Source organism: Kitasatospora sp. NPDC028055, assembly GCF_040637885.1.
Classification (GTDB): domain Bacteria; phylum Actinomycetota; class Actinomycetes; order Streptomycetales; family Streptomycetaceae; genus Kitasatospora.
Genome location: NZ_JBEZXE010000001.1, coordinates 186,046 through 207,265, shown reverse-complemented (window position 1 = coordinate 207,265; position 21,220 = coordinate 186,046). Strand labels below are relative to the sequence as shown.

At 72.3% G+C, this 21,220-nt stretch carries 18 protein-coding genes and 3 tRNA genes; 2 read left to right on the top strand and 19 right to left on the bottom strand.

Features of this window, described 5'->3' with window-relative positions; genetic code table 11:
* Window positions 1–51: 51 nt before the first annotated feature.
* The 6 genes from AB0F71_RS00975 to AB0F71_RS00950 all read right to left on the bottom strand — a co-directional run bounded on the left by AB0F71_RS00975 (window position 52) and on the right by AB0F71_RS00950 (window position 2,263).
* Window positions 52–594 (bottom strand): TetR/AcrR family transcriptional regulator, encoded by a 543-nt coding sequence (locus AB0F71_RS00975; RefSeq protein WP_360227655.1) that lies wholly within the window; start codon window positions 592–594, stop codon window positions 52–54.
* 203 nt (window positions 595–797) lie between these two features.
* Complete coding sequence (locus AB0F71_RS00970; protein WP_360226138.1) at window positions 798–1,220, bottom strand: MaoC family dehydratase; 423 nt, start codon at window positions 1,218–1,220, stop codon at window positions 798–800.
* 5 nt (window positions 1,221–1,225) lie between these two features.
* On the bottom strand, window positions 1,226–1,684 hold the full coding sequence (locus AB0F71_RS00965) for a MaoC family dehydratase N-terminal domain-containing protein (protein WP_360226135.1): 459 nt from the start codon (window positions 1,682–1,684) through the stop codon (window positions 1,226–1,228).
* A 141-nt stretch (window positions 1,685–1,825) separates the two neighbouring features.
* On the bottom strand, window positions 1,826–1,990 hold the full coding sequence (rpmG, locus tag AB0F71_RS00960; protein WP_006604855.1) for a 50S ribosomal protein L33: 165 nt from the start codon (window positions 1,988–1,990) through the stop codon (window positions 1,826–1,828).
* Between the two features lie 83 nt (window positions 1,991–2,073).
* Window positions 2,074–2,146: transfer RNA gene (locus tag AB0F71_RS00955), tRNA-Met, on the bottom strand.
* Between the two features lie 44 nt (window positions 2,147–2,190).
* Window positions 2,191–2,263: transfer RNA gene (locus tag AB0F71_RS00950), tRNA-Thr, on the bottom strand.
* Window positions 2,264–2,545: 282 nt separating this feature from the next.
* Between AB0F71_RS00950 and AB0F71_RS00945 the strand changes: the two genes are divergently transcribed.
* Window positions 2,546–3,814 carry a hydrolase gene (locus AB0F71_RS00945; RefSeq protein WP_360226132.1) on the top strand — a complete coding sequence of 423 codons (1,269 nt, stop codon included), beginning with the start codon at window positions 2,546–2,548 and terminating at the stop codon, window positions 3,812–3,814.
* 281 nt (window positions 3,815–4,095) lie between these two features.
* On the opposite strand, the gene AB0F71_RS00940 is transcribed toward AB0F71_RS00945, so the two are convergent.
* From AB0F71_RS00940 to AB0F71_RS00905, 8 genes are all read right to left on the bottom strand, one after another.
* Window positions 4,096–4,791, bottom strand: coding sequence for a response regulator (locus AB0F71_RS00940; protein WP_360226129.1), 696 nt, complete (start codon window positions 4,789–4,791; stop codon window positions 4,096–4,098).
* The gene (locus tag AB0F71_RS00935) at window positions 4,784–7,441 is read right to left on the bottom strand and encodes an ATP-binding protein (RefSeq protein WP_360226126.1); all 2,658 of its coding nucleotides are present in this window, start codon (window positions 7,439–7,441) and stop codon (window positions 4,784–4,786) included. Before AB0F71_RS00935 ends, AB0F71_RS00940 begins: the two co-directional genes overlap by 8 nt.
* A 174-nt stretch (window positions 7,442–7,615) precedes the next feature.
* The gene (gene kdpC / locus AB0F71_RS00930) at window positions 7,616–8,245 is read right to left on the bottom strand and encodes a potassium-transporting ATPase subunit KdpC (protein WP_360226123.1); all 630 of its coding nucleotides are present in this window, start codon (window positions 8,243–8,245) and stop codon (window positions 7,616–7,618) included.
* A 22-nt stretch (window positions 8,246–8,267) separates the two neighbouring features.
* Window positions 8,268–10,382 carry a potassium-transporting ATPase subunit KdpB gene (gene kdpB, locus AB0F71_RS00925; RefSeq protein ID WP_360226120.1) on the bottom strand — a complete coding sequence of 705 codons (2,115 nt, stop codon included), beginning with the start codon at window positions 10,380–10,382 and terminating at the stop codon, window positions 8,268–8,270.
* Window positions 10,382–12,043, bottom strand: a complete 1,662-nt coding sequence (gene kdpA, locus AB0F71_RS00920; RefSeq protein ID WP_360226117.1) for a potassium-transporting ATPase subunit KdpA — start codon at window positions 12,041–12,043, stop codon at window positions 10,382–10,384. Before kdpA ends, kdpB begins: the two co-directional genes overlap by 1 nt.
* A gap of 1 nt (window position 12,044) precedes the next feature.
* Window positions 12,045–12,134, bottom strand: a complete 90-nt coding sequence (kdpF, locus tag AB0F71_RS00915; RefSeq protein ID WP_360226114.1) for a K(+)-transporting ATPase subunit F — start codon at window positions 12,132–12,134, stop codon at window positions 12,045–12,047.
* A gap of 411 nt (window positions 12,135–12,545) precedes the next feature.
* The gene (locus AB0F71_RS00910; RefSeq protein ID WP_360226111.1) at window positions 12,546–14,375 is read right to left on the bottom strand and encodes an APC family permease; all 1,830 of its coding nucleotides are present in this window, start codon (window positions 14,373–14,375) and stop codon (window positions 12,546–12,548) included.
* Between the two features lie 391 nt (window positions 14,376–14,766).
* Window positions 14,767–14,847 (bottom strand) — tRNA-Tyr (locus AB0F71_RS00905).
* A 218-nt stretch (window positions 14,848–15,065) separates the two neighbouring features.
* Between AB0F71_RS00905 and AB0F71_RS00900 the strand changes: the two genes are divergently transcribed.
* Window positions 15,066–15,554, top strand: coding sequence for a YajQ family cyclic di-GMP-binding protein (locus AB0F71_RS00900; protein ID WP_360226108.1), 489 nt, complete (start codon window positions 15,066–15,068; stop codon window positions 15,552–15,554).
* Between the two features lie 137 nt (window positions 15,555–15,691).
* Here the strand turns inward: AB0F71_RS00900 and AB0F71_RS00895 are convergent, their stop codons facing one another.
* From AB0F71_RS00895 to AB0F71_RS00875, 5 genes are all read right to left on the bottom strand, one after another.
* Window positions 15,692–16,753, bottom strand: coding sequence for a low specificity L-threonine aldolase (locus AB0F71_RS00895; RefSeq protein WP_360226105.1), 1,062 nt, complete (start codon window positions 16,751–16,753; stop codon window positions 15,692–15,694).
* A 95-nt stretch (window positions 16,754–16,848) separates the two neighbouring features.
* Window positions 16,849–18,066, bottom strand: coding sequence for a hypothetical protein (locus AB0F71_RS00890; RefSeq protein WP_360226102.1), 1,218 nt, complete (start codon window positions 18,064–18,066; stop codon window positions 16,849–16,851).
* A 27-nt stretch (window positions 18,067–18,093) separates the two neighbouring features.
* Window positions 18,094–19,707, bottom strand: a complete 1,614-nt coding sequence (locus AB0F71_RS00885) for a class I tRNA ligase family protein (RefSeq protein WP_360226099.1) — start codon at window positions 19,705–19,707, stop codon at window positions 18,094–18,096.
* Between the two features lie 26 nt (window positions 19,708–19,733).
* Window positions 19,734–20,828 (bottom strand): FAD-dependent oxidoreductase, encoded by a 1,095-nt coding sequence (locus AB0F71_RS00880; protein WP_360226096.1) that lies wholly within the window; start codon window positions 20,826–20,828, stop codon window positions 19,734–19,736.
* The gene (locus AB0F71_RS00875) at window positions 20,825–21,220 is read right to left on the bottom strand and encodes a cupin domain-containing protein (protein ID WP_360226093.1); all 396 of its coding nucleotides are present in this window, start codon (window positions 21,218–21,220) and stop codon (window positions 20,825–20,827) included. Before AB0F71_RS00875 ends, AB0F71_RS00880 begins: the two co-directional genes overlap by 4 nt.

Below are 21,220 nucleotides of genomic sequence, written 5' to 3'. Positions count from 1 at the left end.
CTAACTTTCGAGGACCGAAAAAAGGCCGCACGGACTCCGCCGTGCGACCCGCTACCCGGCCTCCTCGCGCTCGCCGAAGCCGTCCCAGATCCGGTGCTCCCGGGGGAAGCCCAGCGCCACCAGGGTGTTGATCAGCATCCCGTACGCGAAGAACTCGGTGGTCCCCTGCACGTCGCCGCCGACCCGCTCCCGCACCCGCTCGAACAGCTCCCCCCACAGCCGCCGGGCCATCTCGCCGATCTCGTCCTCGCCGGCCATCCGGGAGGCGAACACCGAGACGTACAGCTGCATCTGCATCATCAGCTGCTCGCCGTCCTCGACCAGGCCCATGTACGCCTCGGACATCTTCGCGGCGGCCTCCTCGCCGGTCAGCCCGGCCGAGGCCTCGTCGAAGACCCTCCAGGTCTCCTCGATGCAGCGCTCGGCGGCGGCCGTGAAGATCGCCTGCTTGCCCGGGAACAGCCGGAACAGGTACGGCTGCGAGACGCCCACCCGGCGGGCGATCGACTCGGTGGACGTCCCGCGGTAGCCGTTCCTGGCGAACTCGATCATCGCGGCCCGGACGACGCTCTCGCGCCGCTCCTCCGCACTCATCCGCATGCTCGTCTTCGCCACGGGTTCTAAGTTAGTGACCAATCACTATCTCTGCAAGGGGGCGGCCGCCCGGAGAAACCGACTCGGAGGAACCGACCGGGAGACCCGACCGCCCCGGCACCCGTCGAACGGGCCCGGGGCGGTCGGGGCGACGCCGCGGTGGCGTCGGAGTGAGCGAGGTCGGAGTGACGAAGGCCTCAGCCTCAGGCGAGGCGGACGATCGCCCGGGACATCCCCAGCACCTTCTGCCCGCCCGAGGTGGCCAGCAGGTCGATCTGGACCTTGCGGTCGTCCAGCTTCTTGGCGACCTTGGCGGAGACCTCGATCACCGCGCCGACCCCGTCGTTCGGCACCGGCACCGGCCGGGTGAAGCGGACGCCGTACTCGACCACCGCGGCCGGGTCGCCGACCCAGTCGGTGACCACCCGGATCGCCTCGGCCATGGTGAACATGCCGTGCGCGATGACGTCCGGCAGGCCGACCTCCCGCGCGAACTTCTCGTTCCAGTGGATCGGGTTGAAGTCGCCGGAGGCGCCCGCGTACTGGACCAGCGTGGCGCGGGTCACCGGGAAGGACTGCGCCGGCAGCTCGGTGCCGACCTCGACCTCGTCGTAGTCGATCGCCATCGTGCTCACTCCCCCGCCTCGCCGGCGGCCCGGGCCACCAGCGTCATGATCGCCGTCACCACGTGCTCGCCGGTCTCGTCCGCCACCTCGCCGCGCACGGTGAGCACGTCGTTGCCCGCCAGCGACTTGATGTTGTCGATGGTCACCGCGACCGTCAGCCGGTCGCCGGCCCGCACCGGGCGGGTGTACTGGAACTTCTGGTCACCGTGCACCACCCGGCTGTAGTCCAGCCCCAGCTCCGGGTCCTCGACGACCTGGCCGGCCGCCCGGAAGGCGATCGCGAACGGGAAGGTCGGCGGGGCGATCACGTCCTGGTGGCCCAGCGCCTTCGCGGCCTCCGCGTCGGTGTACGCCGGGTTGGCGTCCCCGATCGCGACCGCGAACTCGCGGATCTTCTCCCGGCCGACCTCGTACGGCGCGGTGGGCGGGTAGCTACGCCCGATGAAAGAGGGGTCGAGTGCCACGGCAGCTCCTCGGAACACGGATGGAAACGCGGGTGGGTACGCGGACGGGTACGAAAAAGACTCCGGGCCGCATCCCCTGTTGAGGGATACGGCCCGGAGTCGAAGACCTGGTTCACACAGGCCCGGCGCCCTGCAGCAGGGTCAGCGGGTCTCGCGGTGCGCGGTGTGCGAGTTGCAGCGGGGGCAGTGCTTCTTCATCTCAAGACGGTCCGGGTCGTTACGCCGGTTCTTCTTGGTGATGTAGTTCCGCTCCTTGCACTCCACGCAGGCCAGCGTGATCTTCGGGCGGACATCGGTGGCAGCCACGGGAGTGCCTTCCTTGGACAACGAATAAGAACACAACAAGAGTAGCCGACCGGGAGTGCGATCTCCCGACCGACTACGCGGGGTAGCGGTGACCGGACTTGAACCGGTGACACAGCGATTATGAGCCGCTTGCTCTACCAACTGAGCTACACCGCCACAGTGATCGGCGACCCGGCCGAAGCCGAACTGCCTTTCACCAGAGCCCCCATGCGGAATCGAACCGCAGACCTTCTCCTTACCATGGAGACGCTCTACCGACTGAGCTATAGGGGCGAACGAGGAAGAGATTACACGTTCCGCGCCCAGAGGTGAAATCCGTATCCCGGGGCGAAGACCGCAGGTCGGCGCGGTGCACGGACGGACGATCCAAGGCCGGGCGTTCGATCGGCCCACGAGCCATGCGCCCCGACCCGCGAGCCGTGCGCCCCGAGCCGATACGACTATTGCCCGCCTCCCGGCGCCCCGGCACCGTGCGCCATAGGCTCGACGCTCATTGGCCGGGGCCCCGGCCGATCCCCCCACGGGCCCACTGGCCAGCGCGAGAAGGAGCCGGCGATGGACAGCGCAGCCGCCGACGGGCCGCCCTCAGGCCCCGGCCCGGCGGCCAACCCGCTCGGGCACGGCCCGGTCCTCCTGCTCACCGGGGCCCGGCTGGCCGACGGACGCGTGGTGGACGTGCGGGTCAGCGGCGACCGGATCCAGGCGGTCGGCACCGTCGGCAGCCTCGGTCCGCTGCCCGCCCTGCCCGGCGCCCCCACCGTCACCACCGGCGCCCGGATCGACCTCAAGGGCTACCTGCTGCTCCCGGCCCCCGCCGAGGCGCACGCCCACTACGACTTCGCCTTCTCCGCCGCCCTGCCCGCCCCGCCCCCGGACACCCCCGCCGACCTCACCCGCCGGATCACCGAGGCCGCGCTCACCTCGCTCGGCTACGGCGCCACCGCCCAGCGCACCCACGTCCGGATCGGCGACGTGCACGGGCTGCGCCAGCTGGAGGCGGTGCTCACCGCCCGTCAGGCGCTGCGCGGCCTGGCCGAGCTCCAGGCGGTGGCGATGCCCCGACTGCTCACCGGCCGGGCCGGCGCGGACGGGCGGGCCCAGCTGCGCGAGGCCCTCAAGCTGGGCGCCACGGCGGCCGGCGGCTGCCCGGAACTGGACCCGGACCCGGCCGGGTACGTCCAACTGCTGCTGGAGGCCGCCCGGGAGGCGGACTGCCCGGTGGACCTGCACACCACCGCCGCCGACGCGACCCAACTCGCCCGGCTGGCAGGCGCCCTGGCACCGCTGCGGCCACGGGTGGCGCTCGGGCCGTGCGGGGCGCTGGCCCGCGGCGGGGTCACCGTGCTGGCGACCAGCGGGGTCCGGGTGGTCTGGCTGCCGCAGAACGGCGGCTGCACCGGTCTCGAAGGCCGCCCCGCCGGCCTCCGGCCGGGCCTGGTACGGGAGTTGGCCGCGGCCCGGGTGCCGTTGGCGGCGGGCAGCGGAGCCCTGCGGGACCCGTCCAACCCGGTCGGCCGGGCCGATCCGCTGGAGGCGGCCTACCTGCTCGCGGCGAGCGGGGAGCTGGACCCGGACGCGGCGTACGACGCGGTGGCGAACCAGGCCAGGGCGGCGCTCGGGCTGCCGCCGGTGCGGGTGGACGCCGGGTTCCCGGCGGAGCTGCTGGCGGTGCGCGGGGACTCCCTGGCCGGGGCGCTCGCGGGCGGGCACAGCCGGCTGGTGGTGCACAGCGGCCGGGTGGTCAGCCGGACCAGCGCCGTCCGGGAGTTCGCGGACACCGTGGCGCTGGCACTGCCCCGGCAGTCCGGCGGCATGGACTGCTGAGCGCGCGGGGAGGCGGGAAAGCCAAGGGGCGCGCGACCTGAGTCGCGCGCCCCTCCCCCACTACTGGCCGCCCTTGGCCGGCGGCTGGAGCGACCCCGGACCTCCCCCACAAGGAGCCGGAACCGCTCGTTCCGGCACTGACACTACGACCACGGAACACCGTCCCCGACCGGCCTTGACGCTCCCCTGTCGCCCACCGACCGTCTCTTGACGGCTCGTTGACGCCGTCCCGGTCGGGACCGGCCCCGGCACTTACCGGTACCTACGGCACGTATCGGCGCCTACGGCACGTACCGGTAGCCGATCCCCGGCTCGGTGATCAGGTGCCGCGGCCGGGCCGGGTCGCGCTCCAACTTCCGTCGCAGTCCGGCCAGGTAGACCCGCAGGTAGTTGCCGCGCGCCTCCTGGGCCGGCCCCCACACCTCGCGCAGGATCTGCCGCCCGGGCACCAGCCGGCCGGGGTTGGCGAGCAGCAGGCCGAGGATCCGCCACTCGGTCGGGGTCAGCCGCACCGGGCCGCCCGGCCCGACCACCGTGGTGGCCGCGAGGTCGACGGTGTGGTCGCCGATCACCGGCCGGCCCAGCGGCACCGGGCCCAGCGGCCGGCGCAGCACCGCCCGCAACCGGGCCAGCAGTTCGTCCATCAGGAAGGGCTTGGTGAGGTAGTCGTCGGCGCCCGCGTCCAGGGCGCCGATCTTGTCGGCGGCGTCGGCACGGCCGGAGAGCACGATGATCGGCGCCGCGCTGTGGGTGCGCAGTCCGCGCAGCACGTCCATGCCGTCGAGGTCGGGCAGGCCGAGGTCGAGCAGGACGGCGTCCGGGGCGGAGTGGGCGGCCCGGTCGAGCGCCTCGCTGCCGCTGGCGGCCGTGCGGACGGCGTACTTGCGGGCGCTGAGGTTGATCCGCAGGGTGCGCAGCAGGGCCGGTTCGTCGTCGACGACGAGGATCTCGCAGTTCTCGATGGTGTGCTCACTCATGGTGCGGTGGCTCCTCCCCGGTGGCGCGGTGCTCGGTGGCGCGGTGCTCGGTGGCGGGCTCGTTGACAGCGGGCTCAGCGGCGGCGGGCCCGCTCCCGGCGGGCTCGGCAGCGGCGGGCTCAGCGGCGGGCTCAGCGGCAGCGGGCAGGGTGAGCAGCATGGTGGTGCCGCCGCCCGGGGTGTCCTCCACCTCCAGGCTGCCGCCCATGGCCTCGGCGAGGCCGCGGGAGAGGGCCAGGCCCAGGCCGACCCCGGTGGTGTTGTCGGTGTCGCCGAGGCGCTGGAAGGGCAGGAAGACCCGGTCGCGGTCCTCGGGGGCGATGCCGGGGCCGCGGTCGATCACCCGGATCTCGACCTGGTCGGCGTGGTGGCTGGCGGTGACCAGCACGGGCGCGCCGGGGGCGTTGTAGCGGAGCGCGTTGGTGATCACGTTGGCGAGCACCCGCTCCAGCAGCGGGGGGTCGGCGAGCACCGGCGGGGCGGTGTCCAGGTCGAGCGGCTGGACCGGCGCGTACGGGTCGGGGAGGCTGTCGAGCGCCCGCGGCAGGATCTCGTCCAGGTGGGTCTCGGTGAGGTGCAGGGTGAGCGCGCCGGCCTGGAGGCGGCTCATGTCGAGCAGGTTGTCGACCAGCCGGGTGAGCTTGACCAGCGATTCGTCGGCGGTTTCCAGGAGTTCGGTCTGGTCCTCGGGCGAGAACTCGACGTCCGGGCTGAGCAGCGAGCCGACCGAGGCGCGGGCGGCGGCCAGCGGGGTGCGCAGGTCGTGGCTGACGGCGGCGAGCAGGGCGGTGCGCATCCGGTCGGCGGCCTTGATCGGTTCGACCTCGGCGGCGACCACGGCCAGCCGGTCGCGCTCCAGCGCGGCGCCGACGTGGGCGGCGAAGGCGGTGAGCACCCGCTGGTCGGCGGCCGGCAGCCGGCGGCCGGTGAGGACCAGGACGGCGTCGGCGCCGACCGGGACCTCGGTGGTCTCCTGCTGCGCCTCGTCCTCGTCCGGGTACTCGGCCTCGCTGTGGGCGAGCACCTCGCCGTCGGAGCGGGAGAGCAGCACGACGGTCTGCATGCCGAAGGCCGTCCGGGACTTCTCCAGCAGGGCGGGCAGCGCGTCGGCGCCGCGCAGCACGCTGCCGGCCAGGGTGGAGAGGGTCTCGGCCTCGGCGGTGGCCCGGGCGGCCCGGGTGGTGAGCCGGCCGGCGTGGTCGACCACGGTGGAGACGGCGAGCGCGATGGCGGCGAAGACCACCAGGGCGACGATGTTGTTGGTCTCGCCGATGGTCAGGCTGTGCACCGGCGGGATGAAGTAGTAGTTCAGCAGCACCGAGGCGATGAACGCGGCCAGCAGGGCGGACATCGCACCGCCGAGCAGGGCGACGATGACCACGCCGAGCTGGAAGATCAGCGCGTCGGTGGTGAGGTTGATGGTGTCGTGCGCCTGGGAGAGCACGGCGGTGAGCAGCCAGGGGATCACCAGGCCGGCCAGGTAGCCGACGACGGTGCGGCGCCGGGAGTGGCGCCGGCCCAGCGAGGGCAGCCGGCCGCGGCCGGTGAACTCGTGGGTGACCATGTGGACGTCGATGTCCTCGGAGGCATCCACGGTCGTCTGCCCGGTGCCCGGGCCGGTGAGGAAGCGGTTGATCCGGCCGCGACGGCTGGTGCCGAGCACCAGCTGGGTGGCGTCGTGGGCGCGGGCGAAGGCCAGCAGCGCGGTGGGGACGTCGTCGCCGACCACCACGTGGTAGCTGCCGCCGAGGCTCTCGACCAGTTGCCGCTGCTGGGCGAGTGCGCCGGAGGAGGCACCGGCCAGGCCGTCGCTGCGGGACACGTGCACGGCCAGCAGCTCTCCGCCCGCGGCGGCGGCGATCCGGGCGGCCCGTCTGACCAGGGTCTCGCCCTCCGGGCCGCCGGTGAGGGCGACCACCACCCGCTCGCGGGTCTCCCAGACCCGGTCGATGTTGTGGCTGGCCCGGTAGTCGCGCAGCCCCTCGTCGACCCGCCCGGCCACCCAGAGCAGGGCGAGCTCGCGCAGGGCGGTGAGATTGCCGACCCGGAAGTAGTTGGAGAGCGCGGCGTCCACCTTCTCCGCCTTGTAGACGTTGCCATGGGCCATCCGCCGGCGCAGCGCCTGGGGCGCCATGTCGACGAGTTCGAGCTGGTCGGCCCGGCGGACCACCTCGTCCGGGACGGTCTCGCGCTGCGGGATCCCGGTGATCTTCTGGACGACGTCGTTCAGCGATTCCAGGTGCTGGATGTTGACGGTGGTGATGACGTCGATCCCGGCGGCGAGCAGTTCCTCGACGTCCTGCCAGCGCTTGGCGTGACGGCCGCCGGGGATGTTGGTGTGGGCCAGTTCGTCGACCAGGACGACGGACGGACGGCGGGCGAGCACCCCGTCGAGGTCCATCTCCTCGAACTCGGCGTCGCGGTAGGAGCGGCGGGCGCGCGGCAGGACCTCCAGGCCGTCGATCATGGCCTCGGTGTGGCGGCGGCCGTGGCACTCGATGTACCCGATCACGACGTCGGCCCCGCGCTCCTGTCTGCGCCGGGCCTCGTCCAGCATCCGGTACGTCTTGCCGACCCCCGGGGCGGAGCCGAGGTACACCCTCAGCCGACCGGTGCGGCTGCCGGAGCCGGGGGTGAGGTCGCGGGCCATGGGCACTGCTTCTTTCCATCAGGAGGTGGCGGCGGAGGACGGTACGCGTCTGCGGATACGGTGCGGCCGACCCGGGCGCGGGGAGCATCCTCCCGCGCCCGGGCCGGCCCGGTCATCCTGGTATGTCGTGCGGTGTCACTGTCCGATCACTTCTGCTCGGTCACTTCTGCCCGGTCACTTCGCTTCGCTGATGGCCGTGTTGAGCAGGACGACGTTGACGCCCTCCTGGCCGAGGAAGCCGAGCGAGCGGCTCTCGGTGTACTTGTCGACCAGCCGGGCGACCGTCTCCACCGGCAGCTTGCGCTCCTTGGCGACCCGGTTCACCTGCTCCTTGGCGTAGGCCACCGAGATGTGCGGGTCGAGGCCGGAGCCGGAGGCGGTCAGCGCGTCGACCGGGACGCTCGCCGGGTCGACGCCGTCGAACTCGGCGACGGCCTTGCGGCGGTCGTCGACCGCCTTGAGCAGGTCGTCGCTGTTCGGGCCGAGGTTGCTGGCACCGGAGCTGTCGCCGGCGTAGTTGTTGGCGGAGGGGCGGGGCTGGAACCACTTCGGGTCCGGCACCGGCTCCTCCTTGGTGTCGTCCGGGTTCTTCTTGGGGAGGTTGTAGTTCTGGCCGAGCAGGCTGGAACCGATCACCTTCCCGTCGGACTTCACCAGCGAGCCGTTGGCCTTGTCGCTGAACGCGACCTGGCTGATCCCGGTGACCAGCAGCGGGTAGGCGACTCCGAGGATCACCGTGAGCACCAGCAGCACGCGCAGTGCGGTGAAGTGGGTGCGGACGGTGGTCGGCAGGGGCTTGGACATGGCGTTTCTCTCCTTCCCTGCGTCAGCTGAGGCCGGGGATGAACTGGACGATCAGGTCGATCAGCTTGATGCCGACGAACGGCACCACCAGGCCGCCGAACCCGTAGATCCCGATGTTGCGGCGCAGCAGCGAACTGGCGTCGGACGGGCGGTACTTCACGCCGCGCAGGGCGAGCGGGATCAGGCCGATGATGACCAGGGCGTTGAAGATGATCGCCGAGGTGATCGCGGACTGCGGGCTGTGCAGGCCCATGATGTTGAGGTGCTTGAGGCCCGGGTAGACCCCGGCGAACATCGCGGGGATGATCGCGAAGTACTTGGCCACGTCGTTGGCGATCGAGAAGGTGGTCAGCGCGCCGCGGGTGATGAGCAGCTGCTTGCCGATCTCCACGATCTCGATCAGCTTGGTCGGGTTGGAGTCCAGGTCGACCATGTTGCCGGCCTCCTTGGCCGCCATGGTCCCGGTGTTCATCGCGACGCCGACGTCGGCCTGGGCGAGCGCGGGGGCGTCGTTGGTGCCGTCGCCGGTCATCGCGACCAGCTTGCCGCCCTCCTGCTCCTTCTTGATCAGGGCCATCTTGTCCTCGGGCGTGGCCTCGGCGAGGAAGTCGTCCACGCCGGCCTCCTCCGCGATCGCCTTGGCGGTCAGCGGGTTGTCGCCCGTGATCATGATGGTCTTGATGCCCATCCGGCGGAGCTCGTCGAAGCGCTCCCGCATGCCCTCCTTGACCACGTCCTTGAGGTGGATGACCCCGAGGACGCGGGCGGGCCTGCTGCCGACCTTGGCGGCCACCACCAGCGGGGTGCCGCCGGCGGCGGAGATGCCGTCGACCAGGGTGGCGACCTCGTCGCCGACCGAACCGCCGTTGTCGGTCACCCAGTTGGCGACCGAGCCGGCCGCGCCCTTGCGGACCTGGTGGACGCCGTCGGCCTCGTCCAGGTCCACGCCCGACATCCGGGTCTGGGCGGTGAACGGGACCCACGTGGCGTGCGTCAGCTCGCCCTGGGCGCGGGCCCGCAGGCCGTACTCGGTCTTGGCCAGGACCACGATCGAGCGGCCCTCGGGGGTCTCGTCGGCGAGCGAGGAGAGCTGGGCGGCGCCGGCCAGTTCGTCCGTGGACACGCCCGGGGCAGGCAGGAACTCGGCGGCCTGGCGGTTGCCCAGGGTGATGGTGCCGGTCTTGTCGAGCAGCAGGGTGTTGACGTCGCCGGCGGCCTCGACGGCGCGGCCGGACATCGCCAGCACGTTGCGCTGGACGAGACGGTCCATGCCCGCGATGCCGATCGCGGACAGCAGCGCGCCGATGGTGGTCGGGATGAGCGCCACGATCAGGGCGACCAGGACGATCATCGACTGCGGGGCGCCCGCGAAGGTCGCCATCGGCTGGAGGGTGACGACCGCGACCAGGAAGACGATGGTCAGCGAGGCCAGCAGGATGTTGAGCGCGATCTCGTTCGGCGTCTTCTGCCGGGCGGCGCCCTCGACCAGGGCGATCATCCGGTCGATGAAGGACTTGCCGGGCTCCGAGGCGATCTTCACCACGATCCGGTCGGACAGCACCTTGGTGCCGCCGGTCACCGCGGAGCGGTCGCCGCCGGACTCGCGGATGACGGGCGCGGACTCGCCGGTGATCGCCGACTCGTCGACGGACGCGACGCCCTCGACCACGTCGCCGTCGCCGGGGATGACCTGCCCGGCCTCGACCACCACGTGGTCGCCGAGCTGGAGCGCGGTGCCGGGGACCTCCTCCTCGGCGTCACTGGCCGGCCAGTTGGTGAGGCGGCGGGCGACGGACTCGGTCTTGGTCTTGCGCAGGGTGTCGGCCTGGGCCTTGCCGCGGCCCTCGGCCACGGCCTCCGCCAGGTTGGCGAAGATCGTGGTGAGCCAGAGCCAGACGGTGATGGCCCAGGCGAACACCGACGGGCTGGCGATCGCGGAGACGGTGGTGACCACCGAGCCCACCTCGACCACGAACATCACCGGGTTCTTGACCATCACCCGGGGGTCGAGCTTCTTCACCGCGTCCGGCAGGGAGGCGACGATCAGCTTCGGGTCGAGGAGGCCGCTCTGCACTCTGTGCGGCGCGGCGGGCTCGGCCTTGTCGGCCGGTGCGGGGTTGAGCGTAGGGGTGGACATCAGGAGAGACCTTCCGCGATCGGCCCGAGAGCCAGGGCCGGGAAGTAGGTGAGGCCGACGACGATCAGGATCACGCCCGACAGCAGGCCCACGAACAGCGGCTTGTGGGTGGGCAGGGTGCCCGGGGTGGCCGGCACCGGCTGCTGCTGGGCGAGCGAGCCCGCCAACGCCAGCACGAAGACGATCGGCAGGAAGCGGCCGAAGACCATCGCCAGGCCGAGCGCCGTGTCGTACCAGTCGGTGTTGACGGTGATGCCCGCGAAGGCCGAACCGTTGTTGTTGGCGGCCGAGGTGAAGGCGTACAGCACCTCGGAGAAGCCGTGGGCGCCCGAGTTGAGCATCCCGGCCCGCTCGCCCGGCAGCGCCATCGCCACGCCCGTGCCGACCAGCACGATGGTCGGGGTGGTGAGGATGTACAGCGAGGCGAACTTCATCTCGCGGCCGCCGAGCTTCTTGCCCAGGTACTCGGGGGTGCGCCCGACCATCAGACCGGCGACGAACACGGCCACGACGGCGAGGATCAGCATGCCGTACAGACCGGAGCCCACACCGCCGGGCGCGATCTCGCCCAGCATCATGTTGAAGATCGTGATCCCGCCGCCGAACGGCGTGAACGAGTCGTGGAAGGAGTTCACCGCACCGGTCGACGTCAGCGTGGTCGACGTGGCGAACAGGGCACTGGCCGCGATCCCGAAGCGCTGCTCCTTACCTTCCATCGCACTGCCCGCGGCCTGCAGGGCGGTGCCGTGGTGCTGCGCTTCGGCGAGGGTCATCAGGGCGGTCGAGGCGACCCAGAAGAGGCCCATCACCGCGACGATGGCGTAGCCCTGGCGGTTGTCGCCGACCATCCGGCCGAAGGTCCGGGGCAGGGCGAACGGGATCAGCAGGATGAGGAAGATCTCGAGCCAGTTGGTGAACCCGGTCGAGTTCTCGAACGGGTGCGAGGAGTTCGCGTTGAAGAAGCCGCCACCGTTGGTACCGAGCTCCTTGATGACCTCCTGGGAGGCCACCGGGCCGCCCGGGATCTTCTGGATCTCACCGGTGAGGGTGTGCGCCTCGGTGAAGCCGTGGAAGTTCTGGATCAGGCCGTTGGCGGCCAGGACCAGCGCGAACACGATCGCCAGCGGCAGCAGGAGACGGAGGTTGATCCGGACCAGGTCCACCCAGAAGTTGCCGACCCGGTCGGTGCGGTTGCGGGTGAAGCCCCGGATCAGCGCGGCGACGACGGCGATGCCGACGGCCGCGGAGACGAAGTTCTGCACCGCCAGGCCCGCCATCTGCACCAGGTGGCCCATCGCGGACTCGCCGCTGTAGGACTGCCAGTTGGTGTTGGTGACGAAGGAGATCGCGGTGTTCCAGGCCTGGTGGCCCTCCATCTGCTGGACGCCCAGGTTCAGCAGCAGGTAGCCCTGGAGCCGGATCAGGCCGTAGAGGAACAGCACCGAGACGGCCGAGAAGGCCAGCACCGAGCGCAGGTACACCGGCCAGCGCTGGTCGGCGTCACCGTCGACGCCGATCACCTTGTAGATGCCGCGCTCGACTCTGAGGTGCTTGGCGGACGTGAGGAGCTTGGCGATGTAGTCGCCAAGGGGGCGGTAGCACAGGGCCAGCGCGCCGACGAGGGCGAGGGCCTGCAGCCAGCCCGCGAGAGTGGATCCCATGTCAGAACTTCTCCGGGAAGATCAGCGCCACGACGAGGTAGCCGACGAGCGCGACGGCCACGACCAGACCAGCGAGGTTCTCAGCGCTCACAGCTTCTCCACCCCCCGCGCGATCAGGGCGATGACGGCGAACACGGCGACCGTGACACCGACGTAGATGAGATCGGACATGGGCTCCACCAGCGTGGTTCGGGGGATGCCGCGAACGGGCCGAATGGCTTCCGTACGGCGCCGGCGGACGACCGGCAGAGGAAGCAAACCAGCCGTCTAAGGCGCGTTAGGGAGCCCTGACGCCCTCCATACGGGTGACAGCGGTCCGTTGACGCGACCTTGACGCCCGCTTCACCGGGCCGAGACCACCGTGATCGGGCCGAGACCTGGGGTGCTTCGGGTAGGGCGCCGCGGTACGGGGTGGGCACGCGCCGGGCGGGCACGCGTTGGGCCCCGGTACGACACGGCGTCGTACCGGGGCCCGTCCGCCGCGCCTACCGGGGCGGTCGGATCACATCCGCATCCGCAGCCGGCAGACCACCGCGTCGGTGTGCCGGCGCAGGGCGCGGTCGATCACGGCGCCGCGCCGGTTCTGCAGCGCCCGCTGCCACCAGTGCGCGGGCTCGACCTCGGGGATCAGCACGGTGAGCCGGTCGTAGGCGTGCTCCTCGCCCAGCCGGTTGACGAAGTCGGCTATCGGCTGGCCGAGCCGCCGGTGGTCCTCCGGGATCTCCAGCAGCGGCACGCCGGGCTCCCACAGCTCCCAGTCCCGGCGCAGCGCCTCGGCGTCCGCCGGATCGTGCACCACGGTCACCGCGAACACCTCGTCGCCCAGCGAGAGCGCCGCCGACAGGCCGTCCCGGGTGAGCCGGGTGATCGCCGTCACCGGGACCACCACCAGGCTGCGCCGGCGGGTCACCGGGCCAGGCACCCGGCCGAGCTCCAGCCGCTCGCCGATCCGCCCGTAGCTGCGGTGGATCGCCTCGAACAGCACCACCAGCAGGGGCAGGGCCACCACGATGCCCCAGGCGCCCTCGGTGAACTTGGTGCCGGTCACCACGAGGGTCGCGACGCCGGTCAGCAGCGCGCCGAAGCCGTTCAGCGCGGCCTTCCACCGCCAGCCGGCCGGACGGTTCAGGTGCCAGTGCCGGACCATGCCGACCTGGCAGATGGTGAAGCCGACGAACACGCCGATCGAGAAGAGCGGCACCAGGTCGTTGACGTCGCCGCCGGAGCCGACCAGCAGCGCGGCCGACACCGCGGCCAGGAACAGCACGCCGTACCGGTACACCTGGCGGTCGGCGCGCAGCGCGAAGACGTGCGGGAGGTGGTTGTCCCGGGCGAGCAGGTCCATCAGCACCGGCAGGCCGCCGAAGGAGGTGTTGGCGGCGAGGCCGAGCAGGACCACGGTGGCGAACTGGACGACGAAGAAGCCGGCGCCGTGGCCGAGCGAGGCGTCCGCGAGCTGGGCGAGCACGGTGACGCCGTCGACCGGCTGGAGGTGGAAGCGGCCGATCAGCACGGCCAGGCCGATCAGCATCACGCCGAGCAGGGCGCCCAGCGCGACCTCGGTGTGCTGGGCCCGCTTCACCCGCGGGGTCCGGAAGGAGGGGACGGCGTTGGCCACCGCCTCGACGCCGGTCAGCGCCGAGCAGCCGGCCGCGAAGGCCTTGAGCAGCAGCAGCGCGCCGACCGCGGTGGCGTTCTCGGCGAGCACCGAGGCGTGGCCGGCGGCGGCCGCGGTGCTCGCCGGGGCGTCCCGGAACAGGCCGACCACGATGATCGCCAGGATGGAGAGCACGAAGACGGCGGTCGGCACCAGGAACAGGCGGGCCGACTCGGCGATGCCGCGCAGGTTGACGGCGGTCACCAGGGCGAGCACGCCCAGGCAGAGCCAGACCCGGTCGTCGTACAGGCCGGGGATCGCGGAGGTCAGCGCCGCCACTCCGGCGGTCACCGAGACCGCGACGTTCAGGATGTAGTCGATCACCAGCGAGGCGGCCGCGGTCAGCGCCGTCCGGCGCCCCAGGTGGGCCTTGGCGACCGCGTACGAGCCGCCGCCGTCCGGGAAGGCCGCGATCACCTGCCGGTAGGAGGCGACCAGCACCGCGAGCAGCACGGCGATCGCCACCGTGACCGGCACCGTGAAGCCCAGCCCGTACGCACCGGCCGAGGCCAGCACCAGCACGACCGCCTCCGGGCCGTAGGCCACCGAGGCCATCGCGTCCAACGACAGCGCCGCCAGGCCGCCGAGGGCGCTGAGCCGGTGCCGTTCGTCGCCCGCCCCGGTATCCGGCGGTTCGTCGGCCGTGACGGCCGGGCTGGAGATGGCGCTGGACATCGGACGGACCTCCGCAGTCGGTAGTTGCTCCGAATCCTGCGGTTCGCACGCCCGGGCCGAGCCCGTCCCCTACGCGTTCCTGACGCCGTCACCAGCGCCCTTGACGCGGCCTTGACGCCGCCGCCGTACGGCGGGAGGGGGCTTGGCGGGGGTGGGGTGAGCCGTTGTCCCGGCGGGCGCCGGTTGGGAAGACGATCAGCTCGGTCGAAGGACTCCCACCCCCGGGCTCCCACTCTGCTGCCTGTCCGAGGTAATTGCAAGCAATGCGCAATAAGTGCCCGACGGCCGCCCCGGACGGCCCCGCCGTTCTCTCCGCCGTTCGATTCCGCCCGGGCGGCACGAAAAAGCCCCCGATCCGCGTTTCCGCAGATCGGGGGCTGTTCCTATCCGGTGGCTGGTGCAGGGTTCGAACCTGCGTAGCTTGCGCGACAGATTTACAGTCTGCTCCCTTTGGCCGCTCGGGCAACCAGCCAGGATGGTGTCTCGCGGGGCTTCTCGGCTCCGTTCGACGTGGTAAACCATACCTGATCCCGGGGGGTGCTACGCCACTCGGTAGATCACGCGATGATCAAGGACCGCCGCGCGGCGGTCACGGGCGGGGCCCGGGTGGCGCTGGATAGGCTTGGGCGGCGGGCGCCCGGTGGGGCGGGCCGTGTCAGTGAAGCCAGAGCATCAAGGAGACCAACACCCATGGCCGACTCCAGTTTCGACATCGTCTCGAAGGTCGAGTGGCAGGAGGTCGACAACGCGATCAACCAGACCTCCCGCGAGATCGCCACCCGCTTCGACTTCAAGGGCGTGGGCGGCGAGATCAAGCGCTCCGGCGAGAAGATCGAGATGAAGGCCAACGGCGAGGAGCGCGTGCTCGCCATCCTGGACGTGCTGCAGACGAAGTTCGTCAAGCGCGGCCTGTCGCTGAAGGCTCTGGACGCCGGTGAGCCGCAGCTGTCCGGCAAGGAGTACAAGATCTTCGCGGACATCAAGGAGGGCATCACCACGGAGGATGCCAAGAAGGTCGCGAAGATCATCCGGGACGAGGGCCCGAAGGGCGTCAAGGCCCAGGTCCAGGGCGACGAGCTGCGCGTCAGCTCCAAGAGCCGCGACGACCTCCAGGCCGTCCAGGCCCTGCTCAAGGGCAAGGACCTCGACTTCGCGATCCAGTTCGTGAACTACCGCTAGTCGACCCCCGGTCGGCCCGCCCCCGTGCGCGGGTGGGCGGCAGGACGGCACGGCCCCGCTCCCGGGTTCGGGGGCGGGGCCGTTCGCGTCGGTGCGGCAGGAGGGCCGGGCGGCCGGACGGCCGTGCGGCCGCGCGGTCAGAGCGCCGCGGCGAGCTCCTCGGCGATCGCGGCGGCGAAGGCGTCGACGTCGGCCTCGGTGGTGTCGAAGGAGGTCATCCAGCGCACCTCGCCGCTCTGCACGTCCCAGGTGTAGAAGCGGAAGCGCTTCTGCAGGGCCTCGGTGGCGGCCGGCGGCAGCACGGCGAAGATCTGGTTGGCCTGCACCGGGCGGTCGATCCGGATGCCGGGCAGGTCCCGGACGGCCGTGAACAGCCGCTGGGTCATCGCGTTGGCGTGGGAGGCGCTGCGCAGCCACAGGTCGGTGCCCAGCAGGGCCTCGAACTGGACCGAGACGAAGCGCATCTTGGAGGCCAGCTGCATGGAGGTCTTGCGCAGGTAGCGCATGCCCTGGACGGCCTCCGGGTTCAGCACCACGACCGCCTCGCCGAACAGCAGGCCGTTCTTGGTGCCGCCGAGCGAGAAGGCGTCCACGCCGGCGTCAGTGGTGAAGGCCCGCATCGGGACGCCCAGGGTGGCGGCGGCGTTGGCCAGCCGGGCGCCGTCGAGGTAGACCTTCATGCCCAGGCCGTGCGCGTGGTCGCAGATCGCCCGGATCTCCTCGGGCGTGTAGCAGGTGCCGACCTCGGTGGACTGGGCTATCGAGACGACGGCGGGGCGGGCCCGGTGCTCGTTGTCGAAGCCGTAGGCCTGGCGGTCGATCAGCTCCGGGGTGAGCTTGCCGTCCCAGGCCGGGACGGTGAGCAGCTTGAGGCCGGCCATCACCTCCGGCGCACCGCCCTCGTCCACGTTGACGTGCGCGCTCTCGGCGCAGACCAGGGCGTCCCGGCGGTCCATCATGGCCTGCAGCGCGACCACGTTGGCGCCGGTGCCGTTGAACACCGGGAACACCTCGGCGGACGGGCCGAAGTGGCCGCGGAACACCTCCTGGAGGTGCTCGGTGTAGACGTCCTCGCCGTAGCTGACCTGGTGGCCGCCGTTGGCGACGGCGATCGCCGCCAACACCTCGGGGTGGACGCCCGCGTAGTTGTCGCTGGCGAAGGCGCGGAGCTCGGGGTCGTGTCGTCGCTGCGGGGTCATCGGGTGCTGTTCCTCCACTGGAACGGGGTTGCCGGAACGGGGGTTGGTCGTCACCGGGCTTGTCATCGCGGGGTCGGTGGTCGCGGGGTCGGTGGTCACGGCCCGGCCGGTTCGACGTCGAGCCGGTACTCGGCCATGATCCGGCGGGCCGCGGCCCGCACGCTCCGCTCGTCCGGCCCGGTCAGCCGGAAGCGGCCCGGGACGTGGAAGTAACCGCCGGTGCCGTCGTACACGGCGCCGGGCTCGGGCAGCACCTCGGCGTACACCTGCGGCACCACGCCCTTCATCGGGGTGCGGTCCAGCACCCGGGCGGGCCGGACGGCGGGCTCGGGCATGACGACCCAACCGGCGCTGGCGTGCTCGAAGCCCCGGCCGGCCGACTCCAGCGGGAGGCCGAGCACCGTACGGAAGGTCTCCGCCATCAGGTCGATGCCGTGCACCTCCCGGTGGACGAAGGGGACCTCGGCCCCGCCCGGGCGCATGCCGACCTCCAGGAAGACCGGTTCGCCGCTCGGCCGGCGGATCACCTCCAGGTGGAAGCAGCCGGTCTCCAGGCCGAGCGCCCGGACGCAGGCGAGCGCGAAGGCGGCGAGCTCGTCCCGCAGCGCGCCCGGGTCCAGGAACACCGAGCCGAGCGGGCGGCCCTCGGTGAACTCCAGTGGGGTGTTGACGTAGCCGGAGACGCTGACGAAGTGCTCGCGGCCGTCCGCGAGCACCCCGTCGACGTGGTAGATCTCCGAGGAGACGTACTCCTCGCACTCGTACTCCTCGGCGTCGGTCTCCGCGAGCGCCGCTGTCAGGGCGGCGGAGTCGTGGACGATCCGGACGCCGGCCGAACCGGCCCGGGCCCGCGGCTTGAGGACCATCGGGAAGCCGACCGCACGCTCCAGCTCGGCGGCCGACGCACCGCCCGCCAGCGCGGCGAACCGCGGCACCGCCAGCCCGGCCGCGGCCACCCGCTCCTTCATCACCACCTTGTCCTTGAACGCCCGCACCAGGTCGGCCGAGGGGCCGGGGGCGCCGACCGCCTCGCGCACCCGGGCGGCCGTCAGCACGTCGTACTCCGACAGGCCGACCACGCCGTCGAAGTCGCCGTGCCGCTCCCGCAGTTCCAGCGCGGCCGCCAGGACGGTGGCGAACTCCAGGTCGGGCACGGTGACCACGCGCCCGGGCTCGATCGGGCCGAGCGCGGGCACGCCGTCGGGCGTGGTGACGACCGAGAGGTCGCAGGGGTGGCCGGCGCAGTACCGCCGGTACTCGGCGTCCTCGTCGTCGTACCGGTTGACGACCAGGTAGTGCGGGTGTTCAGGCACGCGGGGGCTCCGAAGGGGTGGTGGGGATCAGCTCAGGGTTTCCGGCAGGCAGGCGGCGAAGTCGGCCGCGGTGACCGGGGTGAACCACCGCCGGTGCGCGACGGTGGCCGGGGCCGGGCGCTCCGGGAAGGCGGCGAAGCCCGGGTCGCCGGTGCCGCCGAGCCGTCGCCAGAGGTCGGCGGCGAAGTCCGGCATGATCGGGAAGCCCAGCAGGGCCAGCCCCTTGAGCCACCAGTAGGCCTGGTCGGGGGTGCGGTCGGCGCCGGGGAGGGCGTCGATCCGGTCGATCCAGGAGTCCAGCACCGCGCCGGCCTCGGCCATCCGCACGGTCGGGCCGTCCAGGGCGCGCTCCAGCCGGTCCAGGTGCTCGTCGAGCACGGCCAGCTCCGACGCGGGGAGCGCCCCCGGTGCGGCCGGCAGCCGCTCCCAGGCGGCGGCGATCCGGTCCTCCAGGACGCCGGCCAGCCGGTGGTTGGCGGTGTCCAGGAACTCCTTGGGCTCGAAACTGGTCTGCGAGGTCTCCGGGTTGACCAGGGCGAGGTGGTAGCGGACGGCGTCCGGGGTGAGCCCGCGGACCTTCGCGACGCCCGAGGCGGTGATCGCGTGCCGGCGGCTGGTGGAGAACTTCTCCCCGGCCAGCTGGTAGAACTCGTTGATCAGCACCCGGTCGTACGGCCGGGTGTCCCCGTGCACCAGGGCGACGGCGTTGATGCAGATCAGCGCGGACACCACGTTGTCGCAGCCGAGGCTGGTCACCGTGACCACGTCGGAGTCGGGCGAGAAGGAGTTGGCCTCGGCGCCGATCCGCTGCCGGTGGATCTCGCCGAGCAGCCGGGCGAACATGAAGCCGCCGGTGTACGAGAACAGGCTGGACGGGACGCCGTCCTCACCGCCGGCCAGCGTCATCCCCCAGGTCTCGGGGACGCTCAGCCGGATACTGGCGCCGCCCCGGCCGAGCAGCGCCCGGACGGTCGAGCGGTACCGCTCGGCGAGGTCCAGCCGGTCGAACTCGGGCTCCAGCTCGGCCAGTCCGGCGGTGCGCAGGAAGCGGGTGGCGATCTGCCGCCACTGCCAGTCGGCGTCCGTGGCCAGCCGCGGGCGCGGCTCGACCACCTCCTCCGGGCGGAAGTGCGCGCCGCAGCCCTCGCAGAAGTAGCTGGCCACCTCGGTGCCGCAGTCCGGGCAGCGGCCGAGCAGCAGCGGGCCGACCACGAAGCGGCCGGCGGTCGGCTCGTACGGGACCTTCTCGATCAGCGTGCTCACCGCGCCGCGGGCGTCCAGCCGGGCGACGCTCTCGTCGATCTCGCGCTGGAACAGGCCGTGCCAGGGCTCCTCGGCGGGGTTGACGAACTCGTCCATGCCGATCCGCAGCGCGGCGAGGTCGGCCTGCATGACCTCGTGGTAGTGGGCGACGATCTCGCCCGGGTCGACGCCGTCGACCCGGGCCTTCATGGCGACCCAGGGCTCGTAGGCATCGGTGCCGGTCATGATCGCCGGACGGTCGCCGCGCATCCGCAGGAAGCGGGCGAGCGCGTCCACCCGCAGGAAGGGACCGGCGATGTGGCCCAGGTGCAGGTGCCCGTTGGGGGTGGGCTCCGGGGGGACGAGCAGGTAGTGACGGGGGGTGGCGTTGGTTCGCATCGTGGTCCTCAGGGGCTGTCGGGAGGTCAGTCGAGGCCCAGCAGGGCGAGCGCGCCCTCGGCCATGGCCGGGGCGAGCCGGAAGCCGGAGCCCGCGCCACCGGTCGCCAGGACGACGCCGTCCAGGCCGTCCAGCGGGGTGATCAGCGGGGCGAAGTCCGGCAGGTAGAGGTCGGCACCGGTCCGGCAGCCGGTGAACTCGGGCCGGAAGCCGGGGAGTTGCTCGGCCAGGATGGCCTCGGCCAGGGCCCGGTCGGCGGGGTTCGGCGCCAGCCGGGTGCGCTCGGGCGGGCAGTCCCAGTCGGTGCTGGTGATGCTGTAGCACCAGTCCCGGCCGTCCCCGACGGGCAGCAGGAAGGCGTCCGGCTCGTCCAGCACCAGCAGCGGGCGGTGCCCGCCGGGCTCTCCGCCGCGCAGCCGGTAGGCGACGATCTTCTTGGTCCGGGCGCCGAACCGCTTCGCCGTCGCGGCGAAGGGGCCGGTCAGGGCGGCGGCGCCGGGGGCGGCCAGCACCCGGCGGGCGGTCAGTTCGCCGCCGTCCTCGGCGATCAGCCGGTAGCCGTCCGCGCAGGGCTCGACGGCGCGCACCGCGAAGCCCTCGGCCAGGTCGCGCCGCGGGCCGTCGGCGGGGCTCCCACTGGTGAGCGGCCGGAGCAACTGCTCGACGGCGTCGGCGGGTTCGGTGAACGTCGCCTCGGCGGAGCGGCGCAGCTCGGTACCCGCCCCGCCGACCGGTCCGCCGAACACGGCCCGCAGCCGCGCCTCCTGCTCGGACCGGCAGGGCGCCAGCGCGTCGCCGACCAGCTGGCCGTCGACCCCGGCCGCGCCACCGGCCGGCAGCACCCAGTACGCGCGCCTCGTCCGGGCGTTCAACGCCGGTGCGAGCGCGGCCAGTTCGGCCCGGAGTTCGAGGCTCCGGCGGGCCAGCGCCCGCTGCTCCTCGGTCCGCCCGGCCGGGATGTCCACCGCGAGCGAGCGGACGGTCGAGCCGTCGTGCACGGCGCCCGCGCAGACCGCGACCACCGAGGCGCCGGGGTGGCGCAGCGTGGCCAGGCCGACGGCGGTGGCGCCGACGATGCCGGTGCCGATCACCGCGAGGTCGTACGTCCCGCCCGCGCTCATGCGTCGGCTCCCCGCCACCAGATGGAGAGCACCGTCATCTCCTCGTCGGCGGTGTGCAGCCGGTGCTCCTCGCCGCCCGGGAGCGCGTACAGCCCGCCCGGGCGGGCCGGGTGCTCGCGGCCGCCGCAGGTGATCACCCCGTGGCCGCGCTGGACCAGCCACAGCTCCTGGGAGGCGTGGCAGTCGGCCATGGTGGCCGAGTGCGGGGGCACGGTGAACACCGCCAGGTTGACGGGCAGCCGGCCGACGGCCGCGAGGACCTCGGCCGCGTCCAGGTCGGCCTCCAGGCTGGAGGTGCCGGTCTCGTCGACGTCGGGCGCGAGGTAGCCGACCTCGACGGACCGACCCTCGGCCGCAGCGCCCGTGCCGACCTTCTCGTTCAACTGCTGCAT